The sequence below is a fragment of the Ruegeria sp. HKCCD7255 genome (assembly GCF_013031565.1).
GTDB lineage: Bacteria > Pseudomonadota > Alphaproteobacteria > Rhodobacterales > Rhodobacteraceae > Ruegeria.
The window spans coordinates 113,390-137,481 of the sequence record NZ_WQAG01000014.1; the positions used below are offsets into that span (position 1 = coordinate 113,390).

16 protein-coding genes are annotated in these 24,092 nt (G+C 58.1%); 13 read left to right on the forward strand and 3 right to left on the reverse strand.

Going from position 1 to position 24,092, the window contains the following annotated elements; all coding sequences use genetic code 11:
- The first annotated feature begins 7 nt into the window (after positions 1-7).
- From GOX45_RS19915 to GOX45_RS19950, 8 genes are all read left to right on the forward strand, one after another.
- Positions 8-619, forward strand: a complete 612-nt coding sequence (locus GOX45_RS19915) for a hypothetical protein (RefSeq protein WP_171103371.1) — start codon at positions 8-10, stop codon at positions 617-619.
- A 101-nt stretch (positions 620-720) separates the two neighbouring features.
- Positions 721-927 (forward strand): PAAR domain-containing protein, encoded by a 207-nt coding sequence (locus GOX45_RS19920; RefSeq protein ID WP_254444433.1) that lies wholly within the window; start codon positions 721-723, stop codon positions 925-927.
- Positions 928-937: 10 nt separating this feature from the next.
- Positions 938-2,365, forward strand: coding sequence for a type VI secretion system-associated FHA domain protein TagH (gene tagH / locus GOX45_RS19925; protein WP_171103375.1), 1,428 nt, complete (start codon positions 938-940; stop codon positions 2,363-2,365).
- Positions 2,366-2,402: 37 nt separating this feature from the next.
- Positions 2,403-3,743: a type VI secretion system baseplate subunit TssK gene (gene tssK / locus GOX45_RS19930; protein WP_171103382.1), complete on the forward strand. Its 1,341-nt coding sequence runs from the start codon at positions 2,403-2,405 to the stop codon at positions 3,741-3,743.
- A 110-nt stretch (positions 3,744-3,853) separates the two neighbouring features.
- On the forward strand, positions 3,854-5,272 hold the full coding sequence (icmH, locus tag GOX45_RS19935; protein WP_171103384.1) for a type IVB secretion system protein IcmH/DotU: 1,419 nt from the start codon (positions 3,854-3,856) through the stop codon (positions 5,270-5,272).
- Positions 5,272-8,844 carry a type VI secretion system membrane subunit TssM gene (gene tssM / locus GOX45_RS19940; protein WP_171103386.1) on the forward strand — a complete coding sequence of 1,191 codons (3,573 nt, stop codon included), beginning with the start codon at positions 5,272-5,274 and terminating at the stop codon, positions 8,842-8,844. Before icmH ends, tssM begins: the two co-directional genes overlap by 1 nt.
- Positions 8,844-9,530, forward strand: a complete 687-nt coding sequence (gene tagF / locus GOX45_RS19945) for a type VI secretion system-associated protein TagF (protein ID WP_171103388.1) — start codon at positions 8,844-8,846, stop codon at positions 9,528-9,530. Before tssM ends, tagF begins: the two co-directional genes overlap by 1 nt.
- Positions 9,527-10,249, forward strand: coding sequence for a PP2C family serine/threonine-protein phosphatase (locus GOX45_RS19950; RefSeq protein ID WP_171103389.1), 723 nt, complete (start codon positions 9,527-9,529; stop codon positions 10,247-10,249). Before tagF ends, GOX45_RS19950 begins: the two co-directional genes overlap by 4 nt.
- Position 10,250: 1 nt before the next feature.
- Here the strand turns inward: GOX45_RS19950 and GOX45_RS19955 are convergent, their stop codons facing one another.
- From GOX45_RS19955 to GOX45_RS19965, 3 genes are read right to left on the reverse strand one after another with little or no spacing between them, the layout of a single operon-like run.
- On the reverse strand, positions 10,251-11,483 hold the full coding sequence (locus GOX45_RS19955) for a hypothetical protein (RefSeq protein WP_171103391.1): 1,233 nt from the start codon (positions 11,481-11,483) through the stop codon (positions 10,251-10,253).
- 19 nt (positions 11,484-11,502) lie between these two features.
- A complete protein-coding gene (locus tag GOX45_RS19960; protein ID WP_171103393.1) occupies positions 11,503-13,701 on the reverse strand; it encodes a serine/threonine protein kinase in 2,199 nt (732 codons plus the stop codon).
- Between the two features lie 38 nt (positions 13,702-13,739).
- Complete coding sequence (locus GOX45_RS19965) at positions 13,740-14,315, reverse strand: OmpA family protein (protein WP_171103394.1); 576 nt, start codon at positions 14,313-14,315, stop codon at positions 13,740-13,742.
- A gap of 168 nt (positions 14,316-14,483) precedes the next feature.
- Between GOX45_RS19965 and GOX45_RS19970 the strand changes: the two genes are divergently transcribed.
- From GOX45_RS19970 to GOX45_RS19990, 5 genes are all read left to right on the forward strand, one after another.
- Complete coding sequence (locus GOX45_RS19970; RefSeq protein ID WP_171103396.1) at positions 14,484-15,326, forward strand: M15 family metallopeptidase; 843 nt, start codon at positions 14,484-14,486, stop codon at positions 15,324-15,326.
- A gap of 208 nt (positions 15,327-15,534) precedes the next feature.
- Positions 15,535-17,250, forward strand: coding sequence for a ShlB/FhaC/HecB family hemolysin secretion/activation protein (locus tag GOX45_RS19975; RefSeq protein WP_254446106.1), 1,716 nt, complete (start codon positions 15,535-15,537; stop codon positions 17,248-17,250).
- Positions 17,195-20,794: a filamentous hemagglutinin N-terminal domain-containing protein gene (locus GOX45_RS19980; RefSeq protein WP_171103398.1), complete on the forward strand. Its 3,600-nt coding sequence runs from the start codon at positions 17,195-17,197 to the stop codon at positions 20,792-20,794. Before GOX45_RS19975 ends, GOX45_RS19980 begins: the two co-directional genes overlap by 56 nt.
- 18 nt (positions 20,795-20,812) lie before the next feature.
- Positions 20,813-22,747 (forward strand): caspase family protein, encoded by a 1,935-nt coding sequence (locus GOX45_RS19985; RefSeq protein WP_171103399.1) that lies wholly within the window; start codon positions 20,813-20,815, stop codon positions 22,745-22,747.
- Between the two features lie 316 nt (positions 22,748-23,063).
- A complete protein-coding gene (locus tag GOX45_RS19990; protein ID WP_254446107.1) occupies positions 23,064-23,963 on the forward strand; it encodes a hypothetical protein in 900 nt (299 codons plus the stop codon).
- Positions 23,964-24,092 lie beyond the last annotated feature (129 nt).

Sequence of the window (24,092 nt, forward strand, 5' to 3'; positions counted from 1 at the left end):
TAGGCTGATGAGTGATCGATTTAGTGGAATGACCAAAACCCCCGATGCGCCAGCGGCGCGCATGTTGGCGGACGCAAACGCCCGATTGGGGACCAAGCTCGACGCGCCGGCCAGCGCACCCTTGGATGTGGTGCTGGCTGAGCTGGACAAGAAAGAGGCGTTTATCGACATATTACGTCTTTTGGGTGTTGCGCTGCCGCCACGCGAGCGGGTCTGGTGGTCGTGCCTCGCGGCGCGAGATTATGTAGGCGAAGCACCGGATAACAACACGGCTTCGCTTGCCGCCGCCGAGGAATGGGTGTTTCGGCCGACCGAGGAAAACCGTGAAAAGGCCGGAGAAACGCTCGACTTGGCAGAACCCGACGACGAGACCGTGAACTGCGCCATGGGCGTGCTATATTCCGAAGGAACGCTGGGAACAGGTGATCTGGCCAATATTCCCTCGCCTCCGGGCGCTGCTGAAACAGTGGCTTTTGCGATGAATGTTGTTGCCATGGACAACCATGAAGGCGATTTTGATGCCTACGTGCAGTTGCTGATCGACCGAGGCGTCGATATTGCTCGGGGTGGGAATGGTAAGCTGGACCGCGAGGCGGCCACGAACGAGACAGAGGATTAGACATGGGATTCCCTCAGGCCCGTGTAACGGATTTGCACATGTGTACGCTGCCGGCGCCGCCGCCAGCACCACCACCACCGGCCCCGGTGCCAATGCCGATCATGCCACCCTGCTGCCCAACGGTTCTGGTTGCCAAGCTACCTGCTGCCCGGCTGACGGATCTTGCGACACCGGCCTTCCCGCACCCGATCATCAAGGGGTCGGCGACGGTGTTGATCAGCAAGTTACCAGCGGCGCGGGTGATGGATACCTGCGCCTGCGGCGGCCCGATCATCAAGGGGGAGTTCACGGTGCTGGTTGGAGGATGAAGACACAGGAATGACGGTCACACTAAAATTTCAATCCACCGGCATCGTGCCGGGCGACGGGCGCCCGGTATCGATGCAGGGGGGCTCTTTGACCGTCGGGCGTGGCCCGGCCAACGACCTTGTATTGCCCGATCCCGAAAAAACGCTCAGCAAAAGCCATTTTGTGATCGAAGATCACAATGGCAATGTGGTGATCGTCGATCTGTCGACGAACGGGACCTTTCTGAACTATTCCAAGATCGCCTTGGGCCGCACCCCAACGCCTTTGAACAACGGCGATGTGCTGACGGCGGGCGGCTATGAGATGATCGTCGAGATTGGCGCAGATCTTCCGACATTCGAAGAAATGATCCCGCAGCCGATGCAACAGGCCGGGGTCTCTCCGGGTCAGGCTCAGAATGCGCCGGATCCTTTGGCTTTGCTGGATGACGCAGGGCCGGGTGGTGACTTTCTCGATGATCTGCTGGGTGGTGATGCGCCAAAGGGGCCGGGGCAGATTGCGACACCAGATCCGATGGACGAATTGCTGCCTCCGCTTGATGACGACGATCCGTTTTTCGCCAAACCCAAAGATCCACATGCAGGTATGGGGGCTAGCGATGCGATGCATAACCCGTCCACATCGGATGCGTTTACGGCCCCACAAAGCGGGGGCGGGGCGAACCTGATCCCGGATGATTGGGATGATGATCTGTTGTCGCCTTCAGGCGGCGCACCTGCAGATCCTTGTTCCACACCGGAACCTTCTGCACAAACCACCCCCCCGCCTGTAAGGCCTGCGCCGCAAGATCAAACTCCCGCGCATCCCAAGCCGCCAATACCCGAACCCCCCGCACCGGTGACCTCAACTGTAGGTGATCCGTCCGCGGCGCGTGCGTTCTTGGAAGCACTGGAGGTCGATGATCTGAAAATCGACGATGCTGACCTGCCCGCAACGATGGGGCGGATGGGTCGCGTGCTGCGCACCATGATCTCGGGTCTGCGCGAAATCCTGATGACGCGCACCTCGATCAAGTCCGAGTTTCGCATTGATCAGACGATGATTAGCGCCGGTGGGAACAACCCGCTGAAATTCTCGATCAGTGCCGAACAGGCCATCGAGGCGTTGGTCAAACCCCGGGTCAAAGGGTATTTGGCATCCGAGGAAGCCACCGAGCAGGCTTTGAATGACATCAAAGCCCATGAGGTTGCGATGGTAACGGGCATGGAGGCCGCGTTGAAAGGCGTTCTGGCCCGGCTCGACCCCGAGGTGCTGGCTGGAAAAATTGAAGATTCGGGCAAACTTGGGTCACTTTTCAAGGGTAAGAAGGCCCAATATTGGGAAGTATACGAAAAGATGTATGCCGAAATCTCGGATCAGGCAGAGAATGATTTCCACGATCTGTTCAGCCGGGAATTCGCGCGCGCGTACAAAGATCAGCTGGAAAAGCTGAAATAACGCCTGAATTGGGCGAAAGAACAAAGGAGGGCAGCCATTGTCCTGGGACAGCAAGGTGCTTTGGACCGAAGGGTTGTTTCTGCAACCCCATCATTTTCAGCAGGCGGATCGGTACACCGAGGCGCTGGTGGCTGGGCTTGCCCGCCGCGTGACCCCCTATGCCTGGGGTGTCAGCGCGCTTGAGATTGATGACGAAGTTCTGAAAGTCGGCCAATTCGCGCTGAAATCCTGTTCGGGGCTGACACCGGACGGGCAGGTGTTTCGCGTGCCACAAGCCGAAGATCACCCGCCCGCGCTGGAAGTGCCGGAAACGATCAAGGATTGCATTGTCTATCTGACCGTCCCGCAACGTCGCCAGGGAGCGTCCGAGGTCGATTTGAGCGGTGCCGAACAATCGGTCAGCCGGTTGCGCCCGGCGGAACAGGAAATCACCGATGTGATGAGCCAGCAGAAAAAACCGGTGACGTTGGGCGTTGGCAAGCTGCGCCTGCAATTTGCACTGGCTGTGGATGATCTGGCTGACAAGCTGGCCATTCCGATTGCCAAGATCATCGAAGTGCGCCCCGACAAAGAGATCATCCTGGATCGCGGGTTTATCCCGTCGGTTCTGGACGTGCGAGCGGCACCCGCGCTGGCTGGCTTCATGAACGAACTTGAGGGGATGCTGTCTCATCGCATGCAAGCGCTTGCTGGGCGTCTGTCCGAGGGCGGCCCGGCTAAAGGTGCGGCCGAGATCTCGGACTTTTTGCTGTTGATGACAATCAACCGCAACCTGCCGCTGGTACGCCATTTCGCCAACATCGAAAACGTGCATCCCGAACACGCGTATCGCGTTTGTGCCTCGCTTGCGGGCGAATTGGCAACCTTCATGAGTGCCGAGAAAGAGGCCGTGCAATTCCCGGCCTATCAGCATGACAGTCTGACCGAGTCATTTGCACCGGTGATCCGGGCGCTGCGGCAATATCTCAGCTCGGTTCTGGAACAGACCGCGATTTCGATCCCCCTTGAGCCGCGCAAATACGGCATCAGCGTTGGCGTCATTGCCGATCGCAAGCTGATTGGCAGCGCGGGCTTTGTGCTGGCCGTTAATGCCGACATCCCTGCCGAAGACGTGCGCCGCCACTTTGCCGGTCAGGCCAAGACCGGCCCGGTCGAGGAAATCCGCCAATTGGTAAACTCGGCCCTGCCGGGCATTACCTTGCGGCCTTTGCCCGTGGCCCCGCGGCAAATCCCCTACCATTCTGGCGTCGTCTATTTCGAGCTTGATGCCGCCAGCCCATATTGGGGCAAAATGACAACTTCTGGCGGTATCGCGGTGCATGTGTCGGGGCAGTATCCGGGGCTTGAAATGGAGCTGTGGGCCATCCGTAATCAGTAAATTCACCCCTTCCTGTGTGAAGGTGATTACTGGCTGAGGCGAAACAAATTGATAGGGTCGAACCTGTGGCTCAGACTGCAACAGGGGGCCTTGAAGGAAACAGGTAGACGATGTCCGACAAAGATCCTTTTGCCGAACCGGACGATACCGACAAAACGGTGATCCGACCCAATCCGGGTGGTCGCCGTCAAACTGGTGGCGTGCAGCAGCCTGCGGCGCCGCAACAACCGGCAGGGTATCCCGATCCGCTAGAGCAGCCGCTTGCACCGCAAGCAGCAGCTCCGGCGGGATACGGCGTGCCGCCCGCGCAGTCGCAACCGCCTTCGGGCCCGACCGAGGATTTGGCAACCACGGGAATGAACCGGTTGAATGCCTGTGCGGCACCGCTGTTTTCCCTGATCAGCCGCATTCGCAACCGCGCACAGCATATGGACCCGGACAAACTGCGCCAAAGCGTCGTGGCCGAGGTGCGCAGCTTTGAGAATGCCGCACTACAAGCCGGCATCCCGGCCCAAAGCGTCAAGGTCGCCCGATATGCGCTGTGCGCCACTTTGGATGATGTTGTCCTGAACACGCCTTGGGGAGGGCAATCCTCTTGGGCCACGCAATCCCTGGTGGGGACATTCCATCGCGAAACTGTTGGCGGTGACCGGTTTTATGACTTGCTTGCCCGTCTGGAACAGGATCCGGCAAACAATATCGAGTTGCTGGAATTTGTGTATATGTGCCTTTCGCTTGGCTTTGAAGGCCGGTTACGGGTGGAACAGGGCGGGCCCGACAAACATCTGCAAATCCGGCAGGGTCTGGCCCGCGTGATCCGGGCACAGCGCGGTGCGTTCGAACATGATCTGGCACCGCATTGGGAAGGTGAGAACAAGCCCTATCGCGCGCTCAGCCTATGGAAACCAGTCTGGATCGCGCTTGGTGTAACTGCCTTGTTGCTGATGATCGAGTTTGGTGGCCTGTCCTATGCCCTGTCGAACAAAACCGAAAACCTCGTTGGCCAGATGTCAGTGATCGATGCAGGGCCGGTGACTGAATTACAGCGCCGTGCGCCACCGCCTCCGCCACCGCCACCGCAAGCTCAGCCGCAGGTCGAAAAGGTCGTGGCCTTCTTGCAGCCGGAAATCGATGAAGGTTTGGTAGAAGTCTTTGAAAAGGGCAACACGCTGATCATACGTATCAAAGGGTCGGGGATGTTCGGATCAGGCTCGGATCATCTGCAAGACAAATTCCGCGAACCGGTGCGCCGCGTGGCCGTCGCCCTGAATGAAGAGCCCGGAACGGTGATTGTCGCGGGGCATTCCGACAATGTGCCGATCCGGTCCTCCCGATTCCCGTCCAATCTGGCCCTCTCTTTGGCCCGCGCCAAATCGGTGATGAACCAAATGGCCGGTGAAATGGCCAACCCCAACCGGCTCAGCGCCGAGGGCCGCGCCGATAGCGAGCCAATTGCCGATAACGCCACCCGCGAAGGTCGGGCGACCAATCGCCGGATCGAAGTCCTGCTGGTTCAGGAGGAGAGCTGATGTATTTCCTCAAGATTCTGAAATTCATATTCCTGTCGATCTACACCGTGCTGTTCTTTACGGCCACCGCGCTGTCGCTGGCCTTGTACTTCTTCGGTCCGATGATCGGATCGGATGAGTGGCGACCATTGGACAGTTCAACCACGCGGCTGATCTGGTGCGGGGTTATCTACGCCTTTTTCTTGGCCATCGGGCTGGCAGTCTTCTTCTTGCGCCGGCGTCGCGACAAGAAACTGACTGAAGAGATCACTGAGTCCGTCAGTGATGGCGGTGACATGATCGACAGCGAGATTTCCGAGCTGCGCGGCAAGTTGAAAACCGCCATGGCAGCGTTGCGGAAATCCAAGAACGGACGGCGTCACCTGAACGAACTGCCCTGGTACGTGATGATCGGCCCCCCGGGTGCAGGAAAAACCACAGCCATTGTCAACTCGGGCCTGAACTTCCCTCTGGCGGATGAGCTGGGCAAGACCGCAATCGGCGGTGTTGGGGGCACAAGAAACTGCGATTGGTGGTTCACTGAAAACGCCGTGCTGATCGACACGGCCGGTCGGTATACGACCCAAGAAAGCGATGCCGAGGTCGACAACGCGGCCTGGATCGGGTTTTTGAACCTGCTGAAGAAATACCGCAAACGCCAGCCGATCAATGGCGCGATGATCGCAATTTCCCTGTCTGATCTGTCGCTACAGGATGAGGTGACGCAACAAGAACACGCCAAAGCAGTGCGCCGTCGACTGGAAGAGCTGCGCGAGAAGCTGGGCGTGCGGTTCCCGGTCTATATCCTCTTTACCAAGGCAGACCTGATCGCGGGTTTTGCCGAGTTCTTTGACAATCTGGGCAAGGAAGATCGCGAACAGGTCTGGGGTTTCACTCTGCCATTGGACAAGTCGCGCAGCGAACAATCACCGGTCGCGGCTTTTGACGAAGAATTTGCTTTGTTGCTGGGGCGTCTCAATGCTCAGTCGCTGGAGCGTATGCAGACCGAGACCGATCCGCAGCGCCGTGCGCTGATCGCCGGTTTCCCGATGCAGGTCGCTTCGGTCCGCAAAGTGGCGCATGAATTCCTGACCGAAGTGTTTCAGGACAGCCGATATCAACATCGCCACATGCTGCGCGGCGTGTATTTCACATCTGGAACGCAAGAGGGCACTCCGATTGACCGCCTGATGCTCGGCATGGCGCGCACCTTCGGTATCGGGCGTCAGGCCATCGGGTCCGGGCAGGGCTCGGGGCGGTCGTATTTCCTGACGCGGCTCTTTGATCAGGTCATCTTTCGCGAGGCAGGTCTGGTCAGTGCCGACGACAAGGTCGAGCGGCGATACAAAATCACCAAATGGGCGTCGATTGCGGCCACTTTGCTGGCAGCGATTGCCGTCGGCGGGTTGCTGGTGCGCAGCTTTATGGGCAATTCCGATCTGATCGCCGAAGCGCAAGAGGGCGTATCGGCCTATCAGGCAGCGGCGGCGACCCTGCCGCCCAGCCCGGTGGGCGATACTGATCTGGTGCCGGTTGTTGCGGCGCTGAATTCCCTGCGCGATCTGCCCGCCAATCCGACACTGTCCGACCCAGACCCGGAACGGCGACTGACCTATGGGCTGTATCAGGGCGATGTGATTGGCACGCAGGCAGCGCAAACCTATCGCGCTGCGTTGAACCAGCGTTTACTGCCGCGCTTATTGCTGCGTCTGGAAGAACAGATGGCCGCCAATACCAACAACCCCGACGTTCTGTACGAAGCGTTGAAAGTGTATCTGATGCTGGGGCTGCAGGGGCCTATGAACCAGGATCTGGTCAAGGAATGGATGAATATCGATTGGACAGTGTCCTTCCCTGGTCCGTCGCGGGAAGAATTGCGCACTGATCTGAACGACCACCTGGATGCGCTGCTCAGCCAGCCAATGCAAGAGGTGGCGCTGAACGGCCCGATGGTCGATCAAATTCAGGGCATCCTGTCGGAACTGCCTTTGGCACAGCGTGTTTACAACGGCATCATCTCTAGCCCCGCGGCAACAGCGCTTCCAGAATGGCGGATCACGGATGTTGGTGGGCCCGCAGTGGGCCGTGTTCTGGTCCGCTCCTCGGGCAAGCCGCTGAATGAGGGCATCGAAGGGATCTTTACGCATTCCGGATTCAACGATGTTTTGCTGGGTGAAGCCCTCGGCGTCGCGAAACGGGTGCAGAAGGAAAGCTGGGTATTGGGCCCGCGTGGTGAGGCCGAACAGACCGAACAGGCGCTTGCTGCGCTCAGCCGGGATGTTCTGGATCTCTATTACAACGATTATATCGCCCGCTATGACGCGATGCTCGGTGATATCGACATTGTTCCGATGGAAAGCCTCAGCCACGCGGTTGAGGTGACGAACGTTCTGTCGGGCCCAACCTCCCCGATCGTTAACATTCTGAATTCGATTTCAGATGAAACCAAGCTGACCGAAAGCAAATCGCTTTTAGCGGATAGTGGCGCTCTGAACGAGGGCTTGTCAAACGCTGCAAGCCTTGAATTGCAGTCGGCCACATCGGTTCAAACCCAGATCCTGCTTGAAGCGTTGGCCAAGTCCAGCGGCGTTGGAAACTCCGAACCGGTGCAGGAACCGGGCCAGTACGTGCAGGATCGCTTTTCCTGGCTGCATCAGCTGGTCGATTCGCAAGAGGGGCAACCTTCGCAATTGGATATGCTGATGGGCTCGCTAACCGGCGTGTATCAAGAGCTGAACAAAATGTCGTTCAGTGGCGTTTCAGGCGGTGAGACCGGTCAGGCGTTGCAGCAGTTCCAGCAGGAGGCCGCCCGCATACCCGGCCCGATGGAACGCTGGGCCGTACAGATCATCGACGGATCGTCAGGGATCACCTCGGACAGCACCCGGGCGTCGATCAATGCGCGTTGGCAGGCCAATGTTCTTCCGTTCTGCGAACAGGTGGTTACCGATCGGTATCCGTTCAACCGCCGCTCGGGCGCTGATGTGGCGATGGGCGATTTTGGCAAGTTGTTCGGCCCGCAGGGTTTGATCGACACGTTTTTTACGCAAAATCTGGCCAAACACGTAGATATGCGCACCCGGCCATGGTCTTGGAAATCCGGTGTCAACGAGGCCGATCTTGGGATTAGCCAGGCTGTCCTGACCCAATTCCAGAACGCCGCCGAAATCAAAGAGGCGTTCTTTGCCGCAGGTCCGCAGCCTCAGATCCAGTTTCAGATCATGCCCGAAGCGCTGGACCCGAAGGCAAAAGGTGTAAAGCTTGAGATCGACGGCCAATCGCTTGAGTTCCGTCACCGTGGCGGACTGCCATCGCCCTTGGCGGTGACCTGGCCGGGGTCGGTCGGGTTGGCGCGGGTGAGCTTTGACCCGGAAAAACGCAACATTGAAAGTGTGCTGTCCAAGGATGGCCCCTGGGCGTGGTTCCGTCTGCTGGATGCGGCAGAGGTGCGCCGCACGAATGTCTCGGACCGCAAGAAAGTGATCTTTAACGTGGGCGGTCGCATCGCGATCTTCCAGTTGCAGTCGGGATCGGTCATCAACCCCTTTGCACTGCCGGCACTGCAACAGTTCAGCTGCCCCAAATCGTTCTGATGCAGCAGACGGGCTTTGGCGCTTTTGGCAAAATGCCTTCGGTCGGGGATTTTTTTCGACTGGGCGTTCCCCCGAGTTTCGTGCAGCCCTGGGATACTTGGATACAGCGCAGCATGCTGGACGCGGCGCAATCCCTGGGTGAGGCGTGGGACCAGCATTATATGTCCAGCCCGATCTGGAGGTTTTGCCTGTCGCCGGGGCTGGCCGGTCCGCAAAAGATGCTGGGCGTGCTGATGCCGTCGGTTGATCGGGTCGGTCGCCGTTTTCCCCTGACACTGGTCGCGCCATTGTCAAACGAAAGTTCGGCCCTGCTGGCGCATTTCCGGTCGTTGGACACCTACCGGAAGCTTGAAGACTTGGCTTTGGCCGCGTTGGAAGATGACATGACCCGTGACAAGCTTGAGGCGGGTTTGGCGGAAATTGCCGCGCCCGTCCAACAACCTGCAGCGCCCGTCCGGGAACATGGAAATACGATGGTCCTGACACGCGGTGAAGCGTCCGACAGTTTGCTGCCGGATTTCGCATCCGGGTTGGCATCGCAACGATATCGCACCCCAAGTGTTTGGAGCACCGAAATCGACGGGGTGCCAAGGCTGATGGTCTGTGAAGGTTTGCCGGAAGGGCCAAACCTGCAAGGCCTGTTCAATCTTCACGCCGCATTATGGACCGAGGCCAGACCAATATGAATTCAAGTCACCGCGTTCGGTACAGCGCCCGCAGCCATGTCGGGCTAAAGCGCAAGGTCAACGAAGACTCGGTGCTGGCGCTGCCAGAAGAAAGCCTTTGGCTGGTTGCTGACGGCATGGGGGGCTATGAGGCGGGCGACTATGCCAGCCGCCTGGTGGCCGACATGGTTGCCGCGATGCCGCCGGGATTGCCTCCGACCGAGCGTTTGTCGGCCTTGCGCGATGCGATCCAGAAAGCGCATGGCGTGATCCGTCAGGAATCCGAGGCTCGAGGCGGTGGCACGATTGGCACTACGGTCGCGTGCATCATGCTCGCCAATGGGCATTTTGTAGGGCTCTGGGCGGGGGATAGCCGGATTTACCTGTTGCGGGAGCACAAAATCCAGATGCTGACGACTGATCATTCGGTTGTTGCCGATCTGGTTCTGGCTGGACAAATGAGCTGGGATGAGGCCGAACAACATCCGCAATCCAATGCTATCACCCGCGCGGTTGGCGTTGGTGACACGTTGGAGCTGGACAAAATCCGCGGCGAGGTTCAGCCCGGCGACCGTTTCCTGATCTGCTCGGACGGGCTTAGCAAATATGCCACTTTCTCGATGCTCGAAAAGGCCCTGACCGAGATGCCGATCGAAACGGTTGCAGATCAGTTGATCCAAGTTGCTCTGGATGGTGGCGGGGCTGACAATATCAGCGTGATCGTGGTGGACGTTCTCTGACCTAGAACATCTGCGGCAACGGCGGGATGGCTGGGGCTGGCGGCAGTTTCATGCTGCTCAGGCTGTCGCGCACTGATCCAATATCTGTGGTGCAGGCGTCGCAAGGCCCAAGTGGCAGTCCCGGCAGGGATTTGGCCATTTTCGCCAGCGCCTGGAGGATCGGAAGGATCGGCACCGCTGGGGGTTGAACACGCATTGAAGCTGCGAGGTTCATCGCACCGCTTTGTGCGGTCTGTGCCCCTTGTGTGACGTCTTCCAGCTTGGGCAGCGCATCCAGTTGCAATTGCAGCGCCTGAGCTTCCAGCGGGACAGGGACATGCAACCGCGCCATGTATCTAAGCATCGCGTTAACCCGCGCAATACCGCTGGGCGTCAGCGCGTCGGGGCCAAAGGCCTCTTGAATCGTTGCAAGATCCTTTAGCTGATCGGCCATGGCCATCAGCTCATCCAATGAAACCGGCAAGTTCGGGACCGGTATCGCCGAAAGCGCCGCCAACTGCCCCAACAGCGCCCGCATCATGTTCGGATCCGAAACCGGAGGCAGACCCATGCTCGCCGGTGCCGCTGCCGCCGGGGCCAGCAAGGCAAGCTGTCTCGACAGATCAAGTTTGGGGCGCGGCAAGGCAAAGGGCGGGAGCGTGATACGAGGCAGGGAGGCCGCGAAGTTCAGGGCCGCAGAACAGGTGCCTCGCGATCCAGCCTCACCAACTTCCATGGCCGCCTCATAGGAATAATCGAGCCCTGCAAGCGCCATCGGACAGATCCCACGCGCACGCAACGCCAGTGTCATATTGGCTGCCAAGGTCATGTTTTGCAGCTGAGGCCCCGGTATCTTGGGCATGTTCTGCGCGGCGGGCAGGACATTTGCCGCAAGGCTCATCACCGCTTGCTGTATCTCTGCCAGCAAGGCGCGCGTGTTGGTCAGCGGGAAACCGGCGGCGACCAGTTTCATCATCATTGAGATCGCACCACCACCGTCAGTTGGCAAGATAGCTGGCAGAGCGACATTGGGGGCCTTGGCATTCATGGTCGCCCGCATATACATGTCAGGCGTCATATCAGGCAGCATCGCGTTCAGTTTCAGATCCGCGCGCGCCTGACTGCTGGCATTGCCCTGCAGACCCAGCAACGACAAAAGCTTCATCATCTGTGGCGGCACTGCGCGCACCGACAGGTTCGCCGTTGGCCTCAGGTTGGGCAGGGTGGTCGCGTTGGATTTGCAAAAGCAGGGCATGATATCAGCGCACCCGTTCCTATTGTTCCAGAGTTGTCAGGATACGGCTGTCCAAGGACAGGATCTGCGTGTCGACGTTCCGATCCTGTTCCCGAAGCGCTTCGGCATAACCCGCAGCGGATTCGGTTGTGGGCCGGAGCGTGTCGAACAGCTGGTTGTCGGTGTGCAGGACAATCACTTTGCTTTTGCCCAACGCACTGTCATCGACTTGAAACGCGATGCCACCGTTCTCGCGACTTTCGGGGATCGAATAGGCGACCCGAACCGACATCGGACCCGTTTCGCCATTTCGCAGAGCTGAGATACTGTTTTCCTGACGTGTCACGTTCGGGATCAGGTGAAAGACGTTGCCAGACACATCGAGCACGGACACAGACAAGTAACCATCCTGCACGTCACCGGGCAGATCGACATCAATCACTGGATTTTGCCCGACAACGAAATCCCCGGATGGGTTCGGGCTGTTGTTCTCTTCCCCATTGAAAAATGCGATTGAAATATCGCTCGACGGAGCGCTTGGAAGGAAATTTTCGATCAAACACAGGGTTGGGTTCAGCAAATTGACCTGGCCCAAATCAATAGGCCGACCACCGGCGAGCGCATTCAACGCGGTTTGCAATCCGATCATACTGTCCTGCGACGCCAGGGTACCGCTGACTCTGATCGCTGTCTCGGGGCCGTAACCTGTGGCCGGGGCATCGACCAGCTCAAGCGGCCCGCAATCGGCCAGCCCATTCAAGACCGGGCGAATATCGGCGGCGGGTAGGAACAAGGGCTCAAGCTCCAGCTCGACAGAGCCTTCTAGCCCAGCAGGAAGGCCAGCCGAGTACAGCTGCTCCAATGCGCCATGCAGGGTTTCGTTGTTGGTTTGGCCGGTCAGCCTCGCCTCATTCCCGTTCACCACCAGTCGCCATTCGTCCATTTCCATGACCGAGTCGACGATTTCAGTGACAGCGCTGCCCCAATTCTCGGAAATGTCACCCGAAGCCAGGGTCAGATCGACCCCGCCACCTTCGGCGGTCATGTCGCTGGTCAAGGCATCACGAACATCTTCGGAAGGAACAAAGCCCACGACGCGCGGCGGCAGGTCGGCGCGTTTGTCTGCCACAAGTGTATAGGGTGCCGCGACGGGATAGGACGGGGCCAGGAAGCCGTCAAACGCACCGCCGAAGTAACCACCAGCACCAATACCTGCGACGGCCAGAACGCCAACAACTGCAACCAGTCCCCCGTGCGACTTCTTGCTTTGACCGGCCTTCGCAGGCTTTGAGCTCGTGTGGCGCGGGGCGGGTTCGGATGGGGCTTTCACCGGTTCCGGCGCTGGCGCGGACTGGCTTTTGGGAACGATAATTGTCGCGTCGTCTTCGCTCTCGGCTTCGACGGAGGGGCCTGACCGCGCAGACGCCAAAGCGCGCAGCACGTCGCTGGCGGTTTGGTACCTCTCATCGGGATTGGGTGCCGTCATCTTGTCGATGATGGCCTTCAAAGGTTCCGGTACACCGCTCGTGTCCAGCGGCTGTTTCTTGTTCTCGACAACTTCCAAAAGGTTGCGCCCGGCGTCGGCCTTTTGCCCACGGAAGTTGGCCAGCAGCAGAGCGCCCAGAGAATAGATGTCCGTGCGCTGATCCGTTTTGCCCGAAAGTTGTTCAGGGGCTGCATAGGCGTATTTACCCGCAAATTCTCCACCGACGATGGTTTCCGCACCCGGATTCGTGTCTTTTGCAATTCCGAAATCAATGATCACAGCCTGCGCCGGATCCCCATCACGCAAAATGATGTTGTCAGGGCTCAGGTCGCGGTGGACAATCTTACGCGCGTGGGCGGCCTCGAGCCCTTCGCAAACACGTTTGCAAACGGTCAGTATGTCCGCCGCAGACATCGGACCTTGGCGCAATTTCTGATCCAGACCCGGGCCATCCACATAGTCCATCACCAGATAGACATGCCCATCTGCGGTGCGGTTGTTCTCGGAATACCGGACAACCGCATCATGGCGGATATCGCGAATTTCCTCTTCGCGGGTCAGCAGAACGAGGTAGTCGTCATTGCTTGAAAATTCGGCCTTCAGAACTTTCAGCGCTGCGAGCCGCCCTGAAATCTCAGAGCGGGCCCGATAGACGTCAGATGTACCGCCCCGCCCAAGAATGGCCTCGATCCGATAAGTATTGTTCACCAGATCGCCCGGCTGAAACAGGTCGCCTGCGCGGGATTCAGTCATGCTGCCCTCAGTTTTTTAGGTGTTTAGCAGATTATAAATCAGCCAAGGGCCTGGAATTCAACGCGGCGATTTTCGTCAGCACGTGGATCAGCTTTGTTCAGAGGTTCGGCCTCGCCGAGGCCCAAAACCTCCAGCCGCTCTTCTGCGATGCCGCAATCGCTGATCAGAAAGCGCTTAACTTCCTTGGCGCGCAGCAAAGACAGGTTCTGGTTGTATTCCGCCGAACCGGCGCTGTCGGTGTGGCCGATGATCTGAAAGACGTTCACGTCCACATTCTTCATGGCCTGGCACAGGGACGACAGTTTCGGCTTTTCATCTTCGCGCAGCGCGGCTGAGGCGAAATCAAAGCGAACCTGAATGTTCACCTGATCTTCGGCTGCTACGGGTTGATATCCAGTTGGCGCTGTGGCGACAGTGGTTTCAGTCACGACATTGGCCGTCTCATCTGTCGCGGTGGAGGGCACCAGAACCAGCCCACGCGTTTTTTGCTTGTTAAAAGCGTCCGTGATCTCGTCGGTGGTCAGCTCGTCAGATTGGGCCAAAGCGATATTGGTCGCGCATACGATAGCAAACACCGAAGCGCCGATGTATTTCAGGGATGAAAGTGCAATCATTTGTCCAATTCCTTCTCAATTTGAGCCAGAGATTACCGGTGCGCCCAACACCCGACAATGAAGAATGTCACACAGTCGAAAGACAATTTTAGGGCAATTGGGTGACAACTTGGCGGGCGCATTTTAAGTTCAACCGAGAAGGCAGCAGAAAACAGGAAAACCCACGCAATGCGCATCGTGCCCGCGATCATCTTGGCCGTGGCAATTATTCTTGCCCCGATTCTCTGGTATGTCGTTCCTCTGGTCGTGCCTTTCGAGGAAAACTTCGAGGGGCCCGCAATCGACTCGGGCGCGCGGATCGAAATCGAGATGCTGAGCCAACAGGTAGAGGATTTGCGCAATCAGGTCGAACGCCTGACACAGCAGATGTCCAGCGGCCAGAGCGGTGGGACTTATTTACAGCAGCAAAACCTTGATGCTGCGGATGATTTTGGGTTCGACAGTTCGACACCGAATGAAATCATAGACGCATACGCTCAGGTTGTGCTGATTGCAGACCGCAAAAAGGTGAACGAAGATCTTGAACTGGCTGGCGCGGCTTTTCTTCGCGAAACATTTGGCCTGCCGCGCGAGGAATTGACGGATGAATGTCAGTCGATGACCAACCCTCGTCTGCAGGATAACCTGGTGTTGGAGGATGTTGGGCCGGTTCGGGTGCGGATGCTGAAACCGGCAATCGAATCCCTGAGAACGGTTTTCGAGAACATCGAACGCACAGACCCCGATCTCTATGCCCGGATCAATACGGCCGGCTCGCTATGTGTGCGCCGCATCCGAGGGGCGACTGAATCGGCCTCTGCGCATGCCTATGGTCTGGCGGTCGATCTCAATATTGACGGTGTGCTCGATACCCTTGGCGACGGAAAAACACAGCTTGGCCTAACAATCCTGGCAGACTTCTTCCGCGATGAAGGATGGGTATGGGGGGCGGCCTGGGGACGCGAGGATTCGATGCATTTCGAAGTGAGCCGCGACAAGATCGAAGAATGGCTTGAGCAGGGTCTTTTCTGAGTTTTTTGCACCAGGAGCCCCGCCTTTGTGATCTGGAACACAGACCGATCACATAAAACCCGCGAAGAGGTTTCCTTATGTGGGGTAAATTCAACAGGCAGGTAGTAATGCTCGAACCGATCTTGCTTTGGGTATTGGGCTGCGTTCTGATTGGTGCCGCAACGCTCCCAAGCCAAACCAGACCAAACGCCAAAGGCCGCCTCGTCCCATGACGCCTATCAACAAGTTCGCTTCGGTCGCTTCGATGATTGCGGCTTTGTCTCTGGTCACCAGCGGGCCTGCGCAGGCGCAAAGTGCCTCCAACCTGGCGCCTTCGACATTTCAACCGCAAAATCAACGCAGTACCGGGCCAGTTACTGTCGCGCGCGATCCCGGCGCTCCGATTCCCGAGGGCGCAGATCGATTGTTTGTCACCGTCGGTGGTGTCGATATCCAAGGCGCTTTGCCACAGATGGCCGAGGCCAATGCCGCTTTTGCCGAACGGCTGACCGACAAGCGCGTTGCCGTATCCGAGATCTTTGCGGCGACCAATCGGCTTGAAACCGCCTACACCAATGCCGGGTACGTTCTAAGCCGCGTGGTCCTTCCGCAGCAGACGCTGCGAGATGGCGGAACCCTGCGGATCGTCGTGATCGATGGCTTCATCGAACGGATTGATGCCACAAAGGTGCCCGATCAGGCGCGCGAACGGGTTGTTGCGATCACGCAACCTCTGATCGGCAAGCGCGGAGTGACACTGCAGCAGATTGAACGCGCCTTATTGCTTGCGGGCGATACGTTTGGACTGCGCCTGGCTTCAACACTGTCAGCCGGTGATGCTTCGGGTGCAACGGTTTTGACACTGGACGGTCAATTCAAGCAGTTCACCGGATCTTATGGCTTTGACAACACGCTGTCGGATGAACTTGGCCCTGTAAACCTGTCTCTTGGGCTTGAGGTCAACGGTGCGCTTGATCTGGGTGAGACATTCTATTTCAACGCAGGCGGTGCAGCGCCACGCTATTTCTCAAGTGATCCCCAATACCGGATTCTTGCGGCGGGGGCTGTGCTTCCGGTCGGTTACGACGGTCTGACCCTCAACGCTGAATTCACCACAAGTACGGCGCAACCCGATTCCAGTTTCCTGCCCAACGAAAGCCGTTTCGACCGCTTTTCGTTCAGGTTGTATTATCCATGGATCAGGTCGCGGAAACTGAACCTGTCATCACAGCTTATTCTGGATCGGATCAGCGACTCGCAGGACATTTTGGCAGGATCACTCAAGCTGCCGATCTATGACGACGATCTAAGTGTTCTACGGGCGACGGCTGACGCGTCGGTGAACTATGAAAACGGATCGTTTCTGAGGGGCAGCGCGATCTTGTCACGTGGATTGGACGCGTTTGGTGCCAGTTCGACTGCGGGGCCGGGCGACACACCCTTGTCCCGGCAAGGGGCCAGCGCAGAGTTCACCAAGCTGGTTCTGTCGGCGCAATATCAGCGCCCGCTCAGCGCGCTGTGGTCGCTTAGCGTGAGTGGTCGCGTTCAAACAAGCTTTGGAGACCCTCTGGTGACCTCCGAGCAATTCAATATCGCCAGCTCTAGCGAATTGTCGACCTTTGATGCCGGCGAGTTGCGCGGGGATGATGGCTGGGTTGTTCGGACCGAGGTTGGGCGGTCGCAGCAAGTCACGCTTGCTGGGGTTCCTTTATTGCTGAAACCCTATGCTTTCGGCGCATACGGAGAACTTGGCCTGCAACAACCCACAGTATTTGAGCAAAGCACAACCACTGCCTATTCCTATGGGATCGGGCTTGATTTGTTTACGATTGAAGACTCGGCCTATCGATCCGGATCGGTACGAGTGGAATATGGAAGGGGCGAACGCGATGACCTTGGACAAGATGGAAACAGGTTCACCATCGTTGCAAGCCGCAGGTTCTAAGCGAGCCACCCTGTGGTACTGCGCGGCAATTTTGTCCGCCTCGGCGCTGTTGTGGACCACAACGGCGGTGGCCCAATCCTTGCCCAATGGCGGAACCGTTGCAGCGGGCCAGGTCAAGATCAAGAAACCCAACGCGAACACGTTGAACATCAACCAGGGTTCGAACACTGCGATTGTGAACTGGAACGGGTTCTCGATCGGGTCGGGATCGACGGTGAACATCCAGCAGCCGGGCAAGAACAGTGTGATCCTAAATCGGGTGACCGGCGACACGACCAGCCAGATCCACGGTCAGATGAATGCAAATGGCAAGGTTCATCTGGTCAATCCCAACGGTATCGTCATCGGGCCAAATGGCCATGTTAACGCAGCGGGATTTGTGGCCTCGACACTGGATATCTCGGATGATGATTTTCTGAACGGCAGATATCGCTACGCTGGCGACGGCGCGTCAGCCGCTGTTGAGAATGCCGGGACGATTTCCATCGTACCCGGGGGCTATGCCGCACTGATCGGTGGCAAGGTGACCAATTCGGGCCTGATTCAAGTGCCCTTGGGCAAAGTCGGGCTTGGGGCCGGAGAAAAAGTAACATTGGATGTGTCGGGCGACGGCTTTCTTCAGGTTGCCGTACCCTCTGACACGACAATGGAGGATCTGGTCACCAATTCCGGGCGGATCGAAGCGGATGGAGGTGTTGTGCACCTGAAAGCCGCCAGCGCGCGCAATGCGGCGCGTCAGGTGATCAATATGTCAGGCGTGATCGAGGCCCGCTCGGTCAGTGGTGTGTCCGGCGCAGTGGTGCTTGGCGGCAGCGGCGGCGGTGTCCAAGTCAGCGGCAAGATTAACACCTCGGCGCGCAAAGCGGAACTGACCCGCTCGTCCCGGCCCCGTGTTCGGTCGCAGGATGGTGGTACAATCACTGTCACTGGCGAGGCGATCAAGCTGGCCGGTGCAACGTTAAAAGCCAATGGGGCAGGGGCCGGCGACGGCGGCACCATCCTTGTTGGCGGTGACTTCCAGGGCGGCGGGTCCTTGCAAACCGCGAATACAACCACGGTGGATGCAAATTCAAAGATCGTCGCAAATGGCGGTACGCGCGGTGACGGCGGGCGCATCATTGTCTGGTCCGACTATCTGACCAAGTTCCATGGCGACATCTCGGCCCGTGGCGGTGCAGAAGCCGGAGACGGAGGATTTGCTGAGGTTTCAGGTAAGATCGATCTGATATATCGCGGTTTCGCCGACTTGCGCGCGCCTAATGGCCGAATTGGCGAATTGCTGCTGGACCCGATCAATGTGACCGTTCCCGGCACGATCTCGGAAGCTGTTCTCGAAGGGCAGTTGGCCTCGGCAGATGTGACGTTGACCACGTCGGGGACCGGCCCGGATGCGGGCAACATCACGATCAACGCGAATATCGACTGGACAAGTGCAACCGATCTTATCCTGATCGCGGACAATGCGATTACGCTGAACGGTGCCATCACTGCGCCCAGCGGTGGGTTGGTCTTGACTGCACTAGGTGCCGTCGACGGGCTTGGCCTGATCACCACAGGCGCCGGTGGCGACGTCAATGTCGGCACATTTTCTTTGCTGGCAGGCTTCTGGCGTCAGATCAGCACCAATCTGCCCAGCTTTGCGGCGTCCGATTTCGCGATCAACCCCTCAGCCAATTTCCTGCGCGTCTCGGGTGGCAACGGATCAGGTTCGAATCCGTACCGTTTGACCGACGTCTATGGCCTGCAAGGCATTGGCGGCTCGCAGCTGTCCAGCCTCAATTTCGAACTGGCCAACAATATCGACGCCTCTGCCACCTCGACCTGGTTCCGCGGTTTTGAACCGATGAATTTTTCTGGCACCCTGGAAGGCAACCGGTTTGCTATCGACGGATTGTTCATAAACGACACCTTCAACGCCGCTGGGCTTTTCAACGTCCTCAGCGGCACGGTCCGGAATTTGTCGATCACCAATGCCGACGTCTCGGTTGGTGAAGGTGGTATACTGGCCGCCGTCAACGACGGCACCGTATTGGGCGTGATGACTTCGGGGACGTTGTTCAGCGGCGGCTATGCCCCGTCCGGCGGATTGGTCGGCGAAAACAGCGGCACGATCATCGACAGCTTTTCCACAGCCGCCGTTGATGTGATCCCGATTGAATCGGACACGGTAATCACCGGCGGCTTGGTGGGTCGAAACACCGGCAGCATTATCCGATCCCATAGCACTGGGTCGGTAACCGGCAGCGCTTCGTTAACCTATGTAATGGGTGGTCTCGTTGGTGAGAATTTTTCTCTGATACGGGATTCATATTCCACGTCGAGTGTGACAGGTGGAAACAGCCTGGCGCCGTCGACATCACCAGCCAATTTTGGCGGTCTGGTCGGATCAAATAGCGGCACGATAACGCGCACCTACGCCACCGGGCCTGTCAGTTTTTCCGGGGCGAATGTCTCGCCGCGACTTGGTGGGCTGGTTGGTGCGAATACCGGCTCGGTTAACGCGTCGTTCTGGAACCGCAACACAACCGGGCAATCGTCCAGCGCGGGCGGCGGCACCAGCCTGACCACGCGACAACTGCAGAACACGCAAACATTCTATCGTCTCGCATCCGCCCAAGGGTGGAATTTCAGAACAAACTGGGCCCCCGGAACAGGCAGCACAAACCCGGCCAACTACACGACCTCGCCAGTGGTCTTTGCGATCCCGAATTCGATGGTCGTCCCAACCGGTGCGACATCGACGGCAACCGCAACCGGCACCGTCTATGGCGGGCCTTCGGTCTACCTGTTCGGGCCCGCCTCGGATACGTTGAACACCGCATCCGCATTCCAGTCGCCAAATTTCGCAAGTACCTCGCCGGGCACAACGAGTTTCACGCTCAGCTCCTCCAACCTGGTCAGTTCAGGCGGTGTGAACTATGCCGTGGCCTCTTTGCCGGGGGTCGCGGTGATCGGCGGCACAAGGACGATTATTCCGGTGCCGCCAACACCTACGGTAACCATCACACCAACGGTTGACACAACGATCACCGGTGGCGGCGGCGGTGGCACAGCCGTCACAACCGTAGCCGAGGCAGAAGCGGCTTTGGGCACGGTCGAGAATGCCTCGCAGGATTTCGACAGCGATGTTTCCTCTTGCGCCAGCAGCGGAGAAAACGTCAGCGAATACCTGTCATGCCTGGCCGAAGCCATGGATGATTACGCCGAGGATCTGGATGAGATCGTCGATGGACTTCCGCCCGGCCTTGAATCCGTGGGCGACATCATCCGAGGCGCCAGCGCGGGCATCCGTGAAGCCGGCGAAACGGCCAACCGCCGTCTGGCTTTGGCCACCACCGCAGAAGAGCGCGCAACAATCCGCCGCGACGCGGTGCAACAGGCGCGTCGCGAGATTCAGCAGGCGCAGCGCGAAATTCGCAAAGCGATCACATTGATCCGCGCTACCGACCCGGAACTTGTCATCATCCAGAACCAGCAGGTAGAAACAATCGTAGCTGCCGTTGGCCAGGCTGAAATCAGCCTCACCCGCGCCATCGGCCTTTGATCTGCCGGAGTAAGCACCGTGTTTTTGATCCGTAGCCTTGCCGCTGTGATATTGATGCTGTTCAGCGCCTGCGCTGCGCTTGCGGACAAACGCGTGGCTTTGGTGATTGGCAATTCGGATTATCTGGCGGTTGGATCGCTGGACAATCCAATCAATGACGCCTCGGATCTGGCCATCGCGCTTGAAGGGCTTGGTTTTGACGTTTTTCTGGGCACGGATCTTACCCGGGACGAGATGCTGACGCTTGCGGAATCCTATGGGGCGACTGCGGCGGATTCCGCTGTCTCCCTTCTGTTCTACGCGGGTCACGGGTTTCAAGTGGACGGTCGCAACTATCTTGTACCCGTGGATGCCGAGATCTCGACCCCCGCAGACATCCCCGAACAGACCGTCGCGATGGAGGAATTTGTCAGCCGCATGGAACGTTCGGATGGGATCCGGCTGGTTTTTTTGGATGCCTGCCGCGACAATCCGTTCGAAGGCACCGGGCTTGATGTAGGGGGTGACGGGCTCGCCCGCGTGGGCAGCGCGGCCGACTTTCTTTTCGCTTATGCCACACAACCAGACAACGTGGCTTATGACGGGACCGGACGGAACAGTTTTTTCACCGAAGCCTTGCTGAGCCATATCTATACGCCGGGTCAGGATATCTCGGATCTTTTGATCTCGGTGCGCAAGGATGTGCTGGCGGCCACCGGCGGGCGCCAGATCCCGTGGGACAATTCGTCCCTGACCCAACAATTCCGCTTTGACAACAGCCCTGTAACCGCATCCGAGGAAACTCTGCTGTGGCAAGTCGCGGCCAATGCACAAGACCCGTCTTTGATGCAGCTTTATATTGATCGCTACCCTCAGGGCGCTCATGTCGGTGAAGTGGTGGCCTTTCTGGACAAAGCCGATCAAGGCGAGGTCGTCACCCGTTCATTCTCTACTGGTGACGCGGATGAGCAGGCTGAACGGCTCTGGAAACTCGCACAACGCAGCCGGATGCGTCCCTTGCTGGAATTCTATCTGGAGCAGTATCCTGACGGACGTCATGTGGAACAAGCACAGCGGCTGATTGCATCGATTCCGCGTCCCGAAGACAGCACACCCGGGGGCATTTGCGAAAGACTGGCAACGCATCCAAGGGACCGAACCGCCAGCATTCCCGGAGTTCCTTTCACGCGATTGCAGGAAAATGCGATCTCGGCAATCCAGGCCTGTAGTGCCGCGGCTGCGCAATCACCCGACCTGCCGCATTACGTGGCCCTTCTGGCCCGGGCAACCATTGCGTCCGGCGATATCGAGCGCGCGGTTACGCTGTATCGACAGGCAGCAGAGCAAGGGGACCTGCGCGCCATGGTCTCGCTTGCGCAATTGTACGAAGGCGGCACCGGTGTGGGGCAGGACACCAGCCGTGCCTTCGAACTCTACGAAAGCGCTGCGGCAGGCGGCAGTTTCGACGCGATGATCAACCTGGCCGTGACCTTGTTCGAAGGGCAGATCGTTCCCAAGGACGAAACCCGAGCAGTGGCTTTGTTGCAGCAAGCGGCAGATGGTGGCTCGGCCAAAGCCACCTTCAACCTCGGTGTACTGGCGCAGGACGGTATCGCAGGTACCCCGGATCAGGCGCTGAGGTATTTCCAGCGAGCGGCGCGCGACGGAGAATATCAGGGCTATCTGGCGGCGGCCATTCTGCTGGATGAAGGCCGGGGGGTTCCGCGTGATCCATCTGAAGCGGCCCGGATGCTGTTACGTGGCGCGGCAGAGGATGATGGTGCCATCCTCGATCAGCTCTCATTGGCATCAGACCAATGGTCACGCGAGACAATCATGGAAGTTCAAAAACTGCTCCAGCAGGCCGGGTACTACTCCAGCGCGATTGATGGGGTGCCCGGACCAAATTTCACCTCGGCCCTGCAACAATGGCGCAGCGGTGGATTTGACCCGATCATTCTGTCTGAGAACTGAACCGGACATCCTGGCACGGCCTATTGAGGTGGGTTTCGTAGGCTTGAAGCCAAAGACCGACATGCAAAAGATCCGAGCACACGATGCCATGCTGGATGACGCGCAAAAGTGCCTTGTCGAAGAAACGGCGAAAGCGTTGTACGATTTGATGCCTAAGACTGTTGCGGCCAATTAACACCAGGCCCACCTTACGCCTACATAGCCGCCGCTTGAAACGGGCGGCTGCGTTGTAATTTGGGCAGACTCTAAAGGACTTGAACCGCTCGTCCATGAATGGCAACCCAATAGGAAACCAACGTCACGTGAGAAATGTAAGATGAAAAGCCTAGTTCTAACGTGTTGCTTTGGAACTATCTCACTTGGGTTTGCAGCGTTTCCGTTAGCTGCACAGCCCCGGCTAGGTTGGACGTATCAGGTTGATGGGATTGCTGCGTTTCAAGGGGACGCGGATCTGAGCGACGGTGGTGAGTTCTCTGCAAGCCGGGCATTTCTACGTGCGACCGCACTTTACAATCTTGAAGGGGGAAACTCCATTGGGCTTTCAACCAGCTTCGGCAAGCTGGAATATAGCTTTAGTCAATTGAACAATCAGCCATGGGAAAACATCCGTGACTTTCGCGTTAGTGTTCCCATGCGATTTCGTGCGAGCGACACAGCAACAATTTTTGTGTCACCACAGCTCAGGTGGGACTATCAAAGCGGGGCTTCCTCATCTGACGGCAGAACTTACGGAGTATTTGCAGGTATTGCTTGGCAACTGAACGAGAGTCTGACGATAGGTCCGGCCTTTGGTGCGTTTTCTCAGTTTGACGAGGACGGTGCAGATTTTTTTCCTGCATTGCTGATCGATTGGGACATAAATGATCGCTGGAACTTGAACACAGGTTCTGGAGTCGGAGCGACGCAGGGGCCGGGGTTAACGCTAAGCTACAAGTTAAATGAGGCCTTGGACATTTCACTAAGTGCGCGATCCGAGAGAATTCGGTTCAGGTTGAATGGAGATGGCCTTGCCCCGGATGGGGTGGGCGAAGACAAGAGCATCCCTGTCGTTCTCTCTGTTGGGTACAACCCGAATCCTGGGGTTTCATTGAGCGTATTTGCAGGCGCTGAATTTGACGGCCGCCTGACGCTGGATGATGCGAACGGGGCGGAAATTAGTCGTCAAAGCTATGAGACTGCCCCATTGATTGGCCTGGCGTTTAGGGTCAGGTTCTAATTACAACCTTGAGCGCGTTAGCCGGTTTAACGCAGAGGCTTTCTTGCGGCCAAGTTTGAAAGTCCGCTTTGTCCGGCGGTCTCAATGGATCGCCGCAACACTTCACTTTGAGAGCAAAGATGGAGTGTT

What these genes read in the sequence shown, in the direction of transcription:
- GOX45_RS19960 (WP_171103393.1), bottom strand. Translation starts at nt 13,701, where the DNA reads ATGACTGAATCCCGCGCAGGCGACCTGTTTCAGCCGGGCGATCTGGTG.
- GOX45_RS19970 (WP_171103396.1), top strand. Translation starts at nt 14,484, where the DNA reads ATGCGCATCGTGCCCGCGATCATCTTGGCCGTGGCAATTATTCTTGCC.
- tagF (WP_171103388.1), top strand. Translation starts at nt 8,844, where the DNA reads ATGCAGCAGACGGGCTTTGGCGCTTTTGGCAAAATGCCTTCGGTCGGG.
- GOX45_RS19920 (WP_254444433.1), top strand. Translation starts at nt 721, where the DNA reads ATGCCACCCTGCTGCCCAACGGTTCTGGTTGCCAAGCTACCTGCTGCC.
- GOX45_RS19965 (WP_171103394.1), bottom strand. Translation starts at nt 14,315, where the DNA reads ATGATTGCACTTTCATCCCTGAAATACATCGGCGCTTCGGTGTTTGCT.
- GOX45_RS19980 (WP_171103398.1), top strand. Translation starts at nt 17,195, where the DNA reads ATGACCTTGGACAAGATGGAAACAGGTTCACCATCGTTGCAAGCCGCA.
- icmH (WP_171103384.1), top strand. Translation starts at nt 3,854, where the DNA reads ATGTCCGACAAAGATCCTTTTGCCGAACCGGACGATACCGACAAAACG.
- tssM (WP_171103386.1), top strand. Translation starts at nt 5,272, where the DNA reads ATGTATTTCCTCAAGATTCTGAAATTCATATTCCTGTCGATCTACACC.
- GOX45_RS19950 (WP_171103389.1), top strand. Translation starts at nt 9,527, where the DNA reads ATGAATTCAAGTCACCGCGTTCGGTACAGCGCCCGCAGCCATGTCGGG.
- GOX45_RS19955 (WP_171103391.1), bottom strand. Translation starts at nt 11,483, where the DNA reads ATGCCCTGCTTTTGCAAATCCAACGCGACCACCCTGCCCAACCTGAGG.
- GOX45_RS19915 (WP_171103371.1), top strand. Translation starts at nt 8, where the DNA reads ATGAGTGATCGATTTAGTGGAATGACCAAAACCCCCGATGCGCCAGCG.
- GOX45_RS19990 (WP_254446107.1), top strand. Translation starts at nt 23,064, where the DNA reads ATGAAAAGCCTAGTTCTAACGTGTTGCTTTGGAACTATCTCACTTGGG.
- GOX45_RS19975 (WP_254446106.1), top strand. Translation starts at nt 15,535, where the DNA reads ATGACGCCTATCAACAAGTTCGCTTCGGTCGCTTCGATGATTGCGGCT.
- tagH (WP_171103375.1), top strand. Translation starts at nt 938, where the DNA reads ATGACGGTCACACTAAAATTTCAATCCACCGGCATCGTGCCGGGCGAC.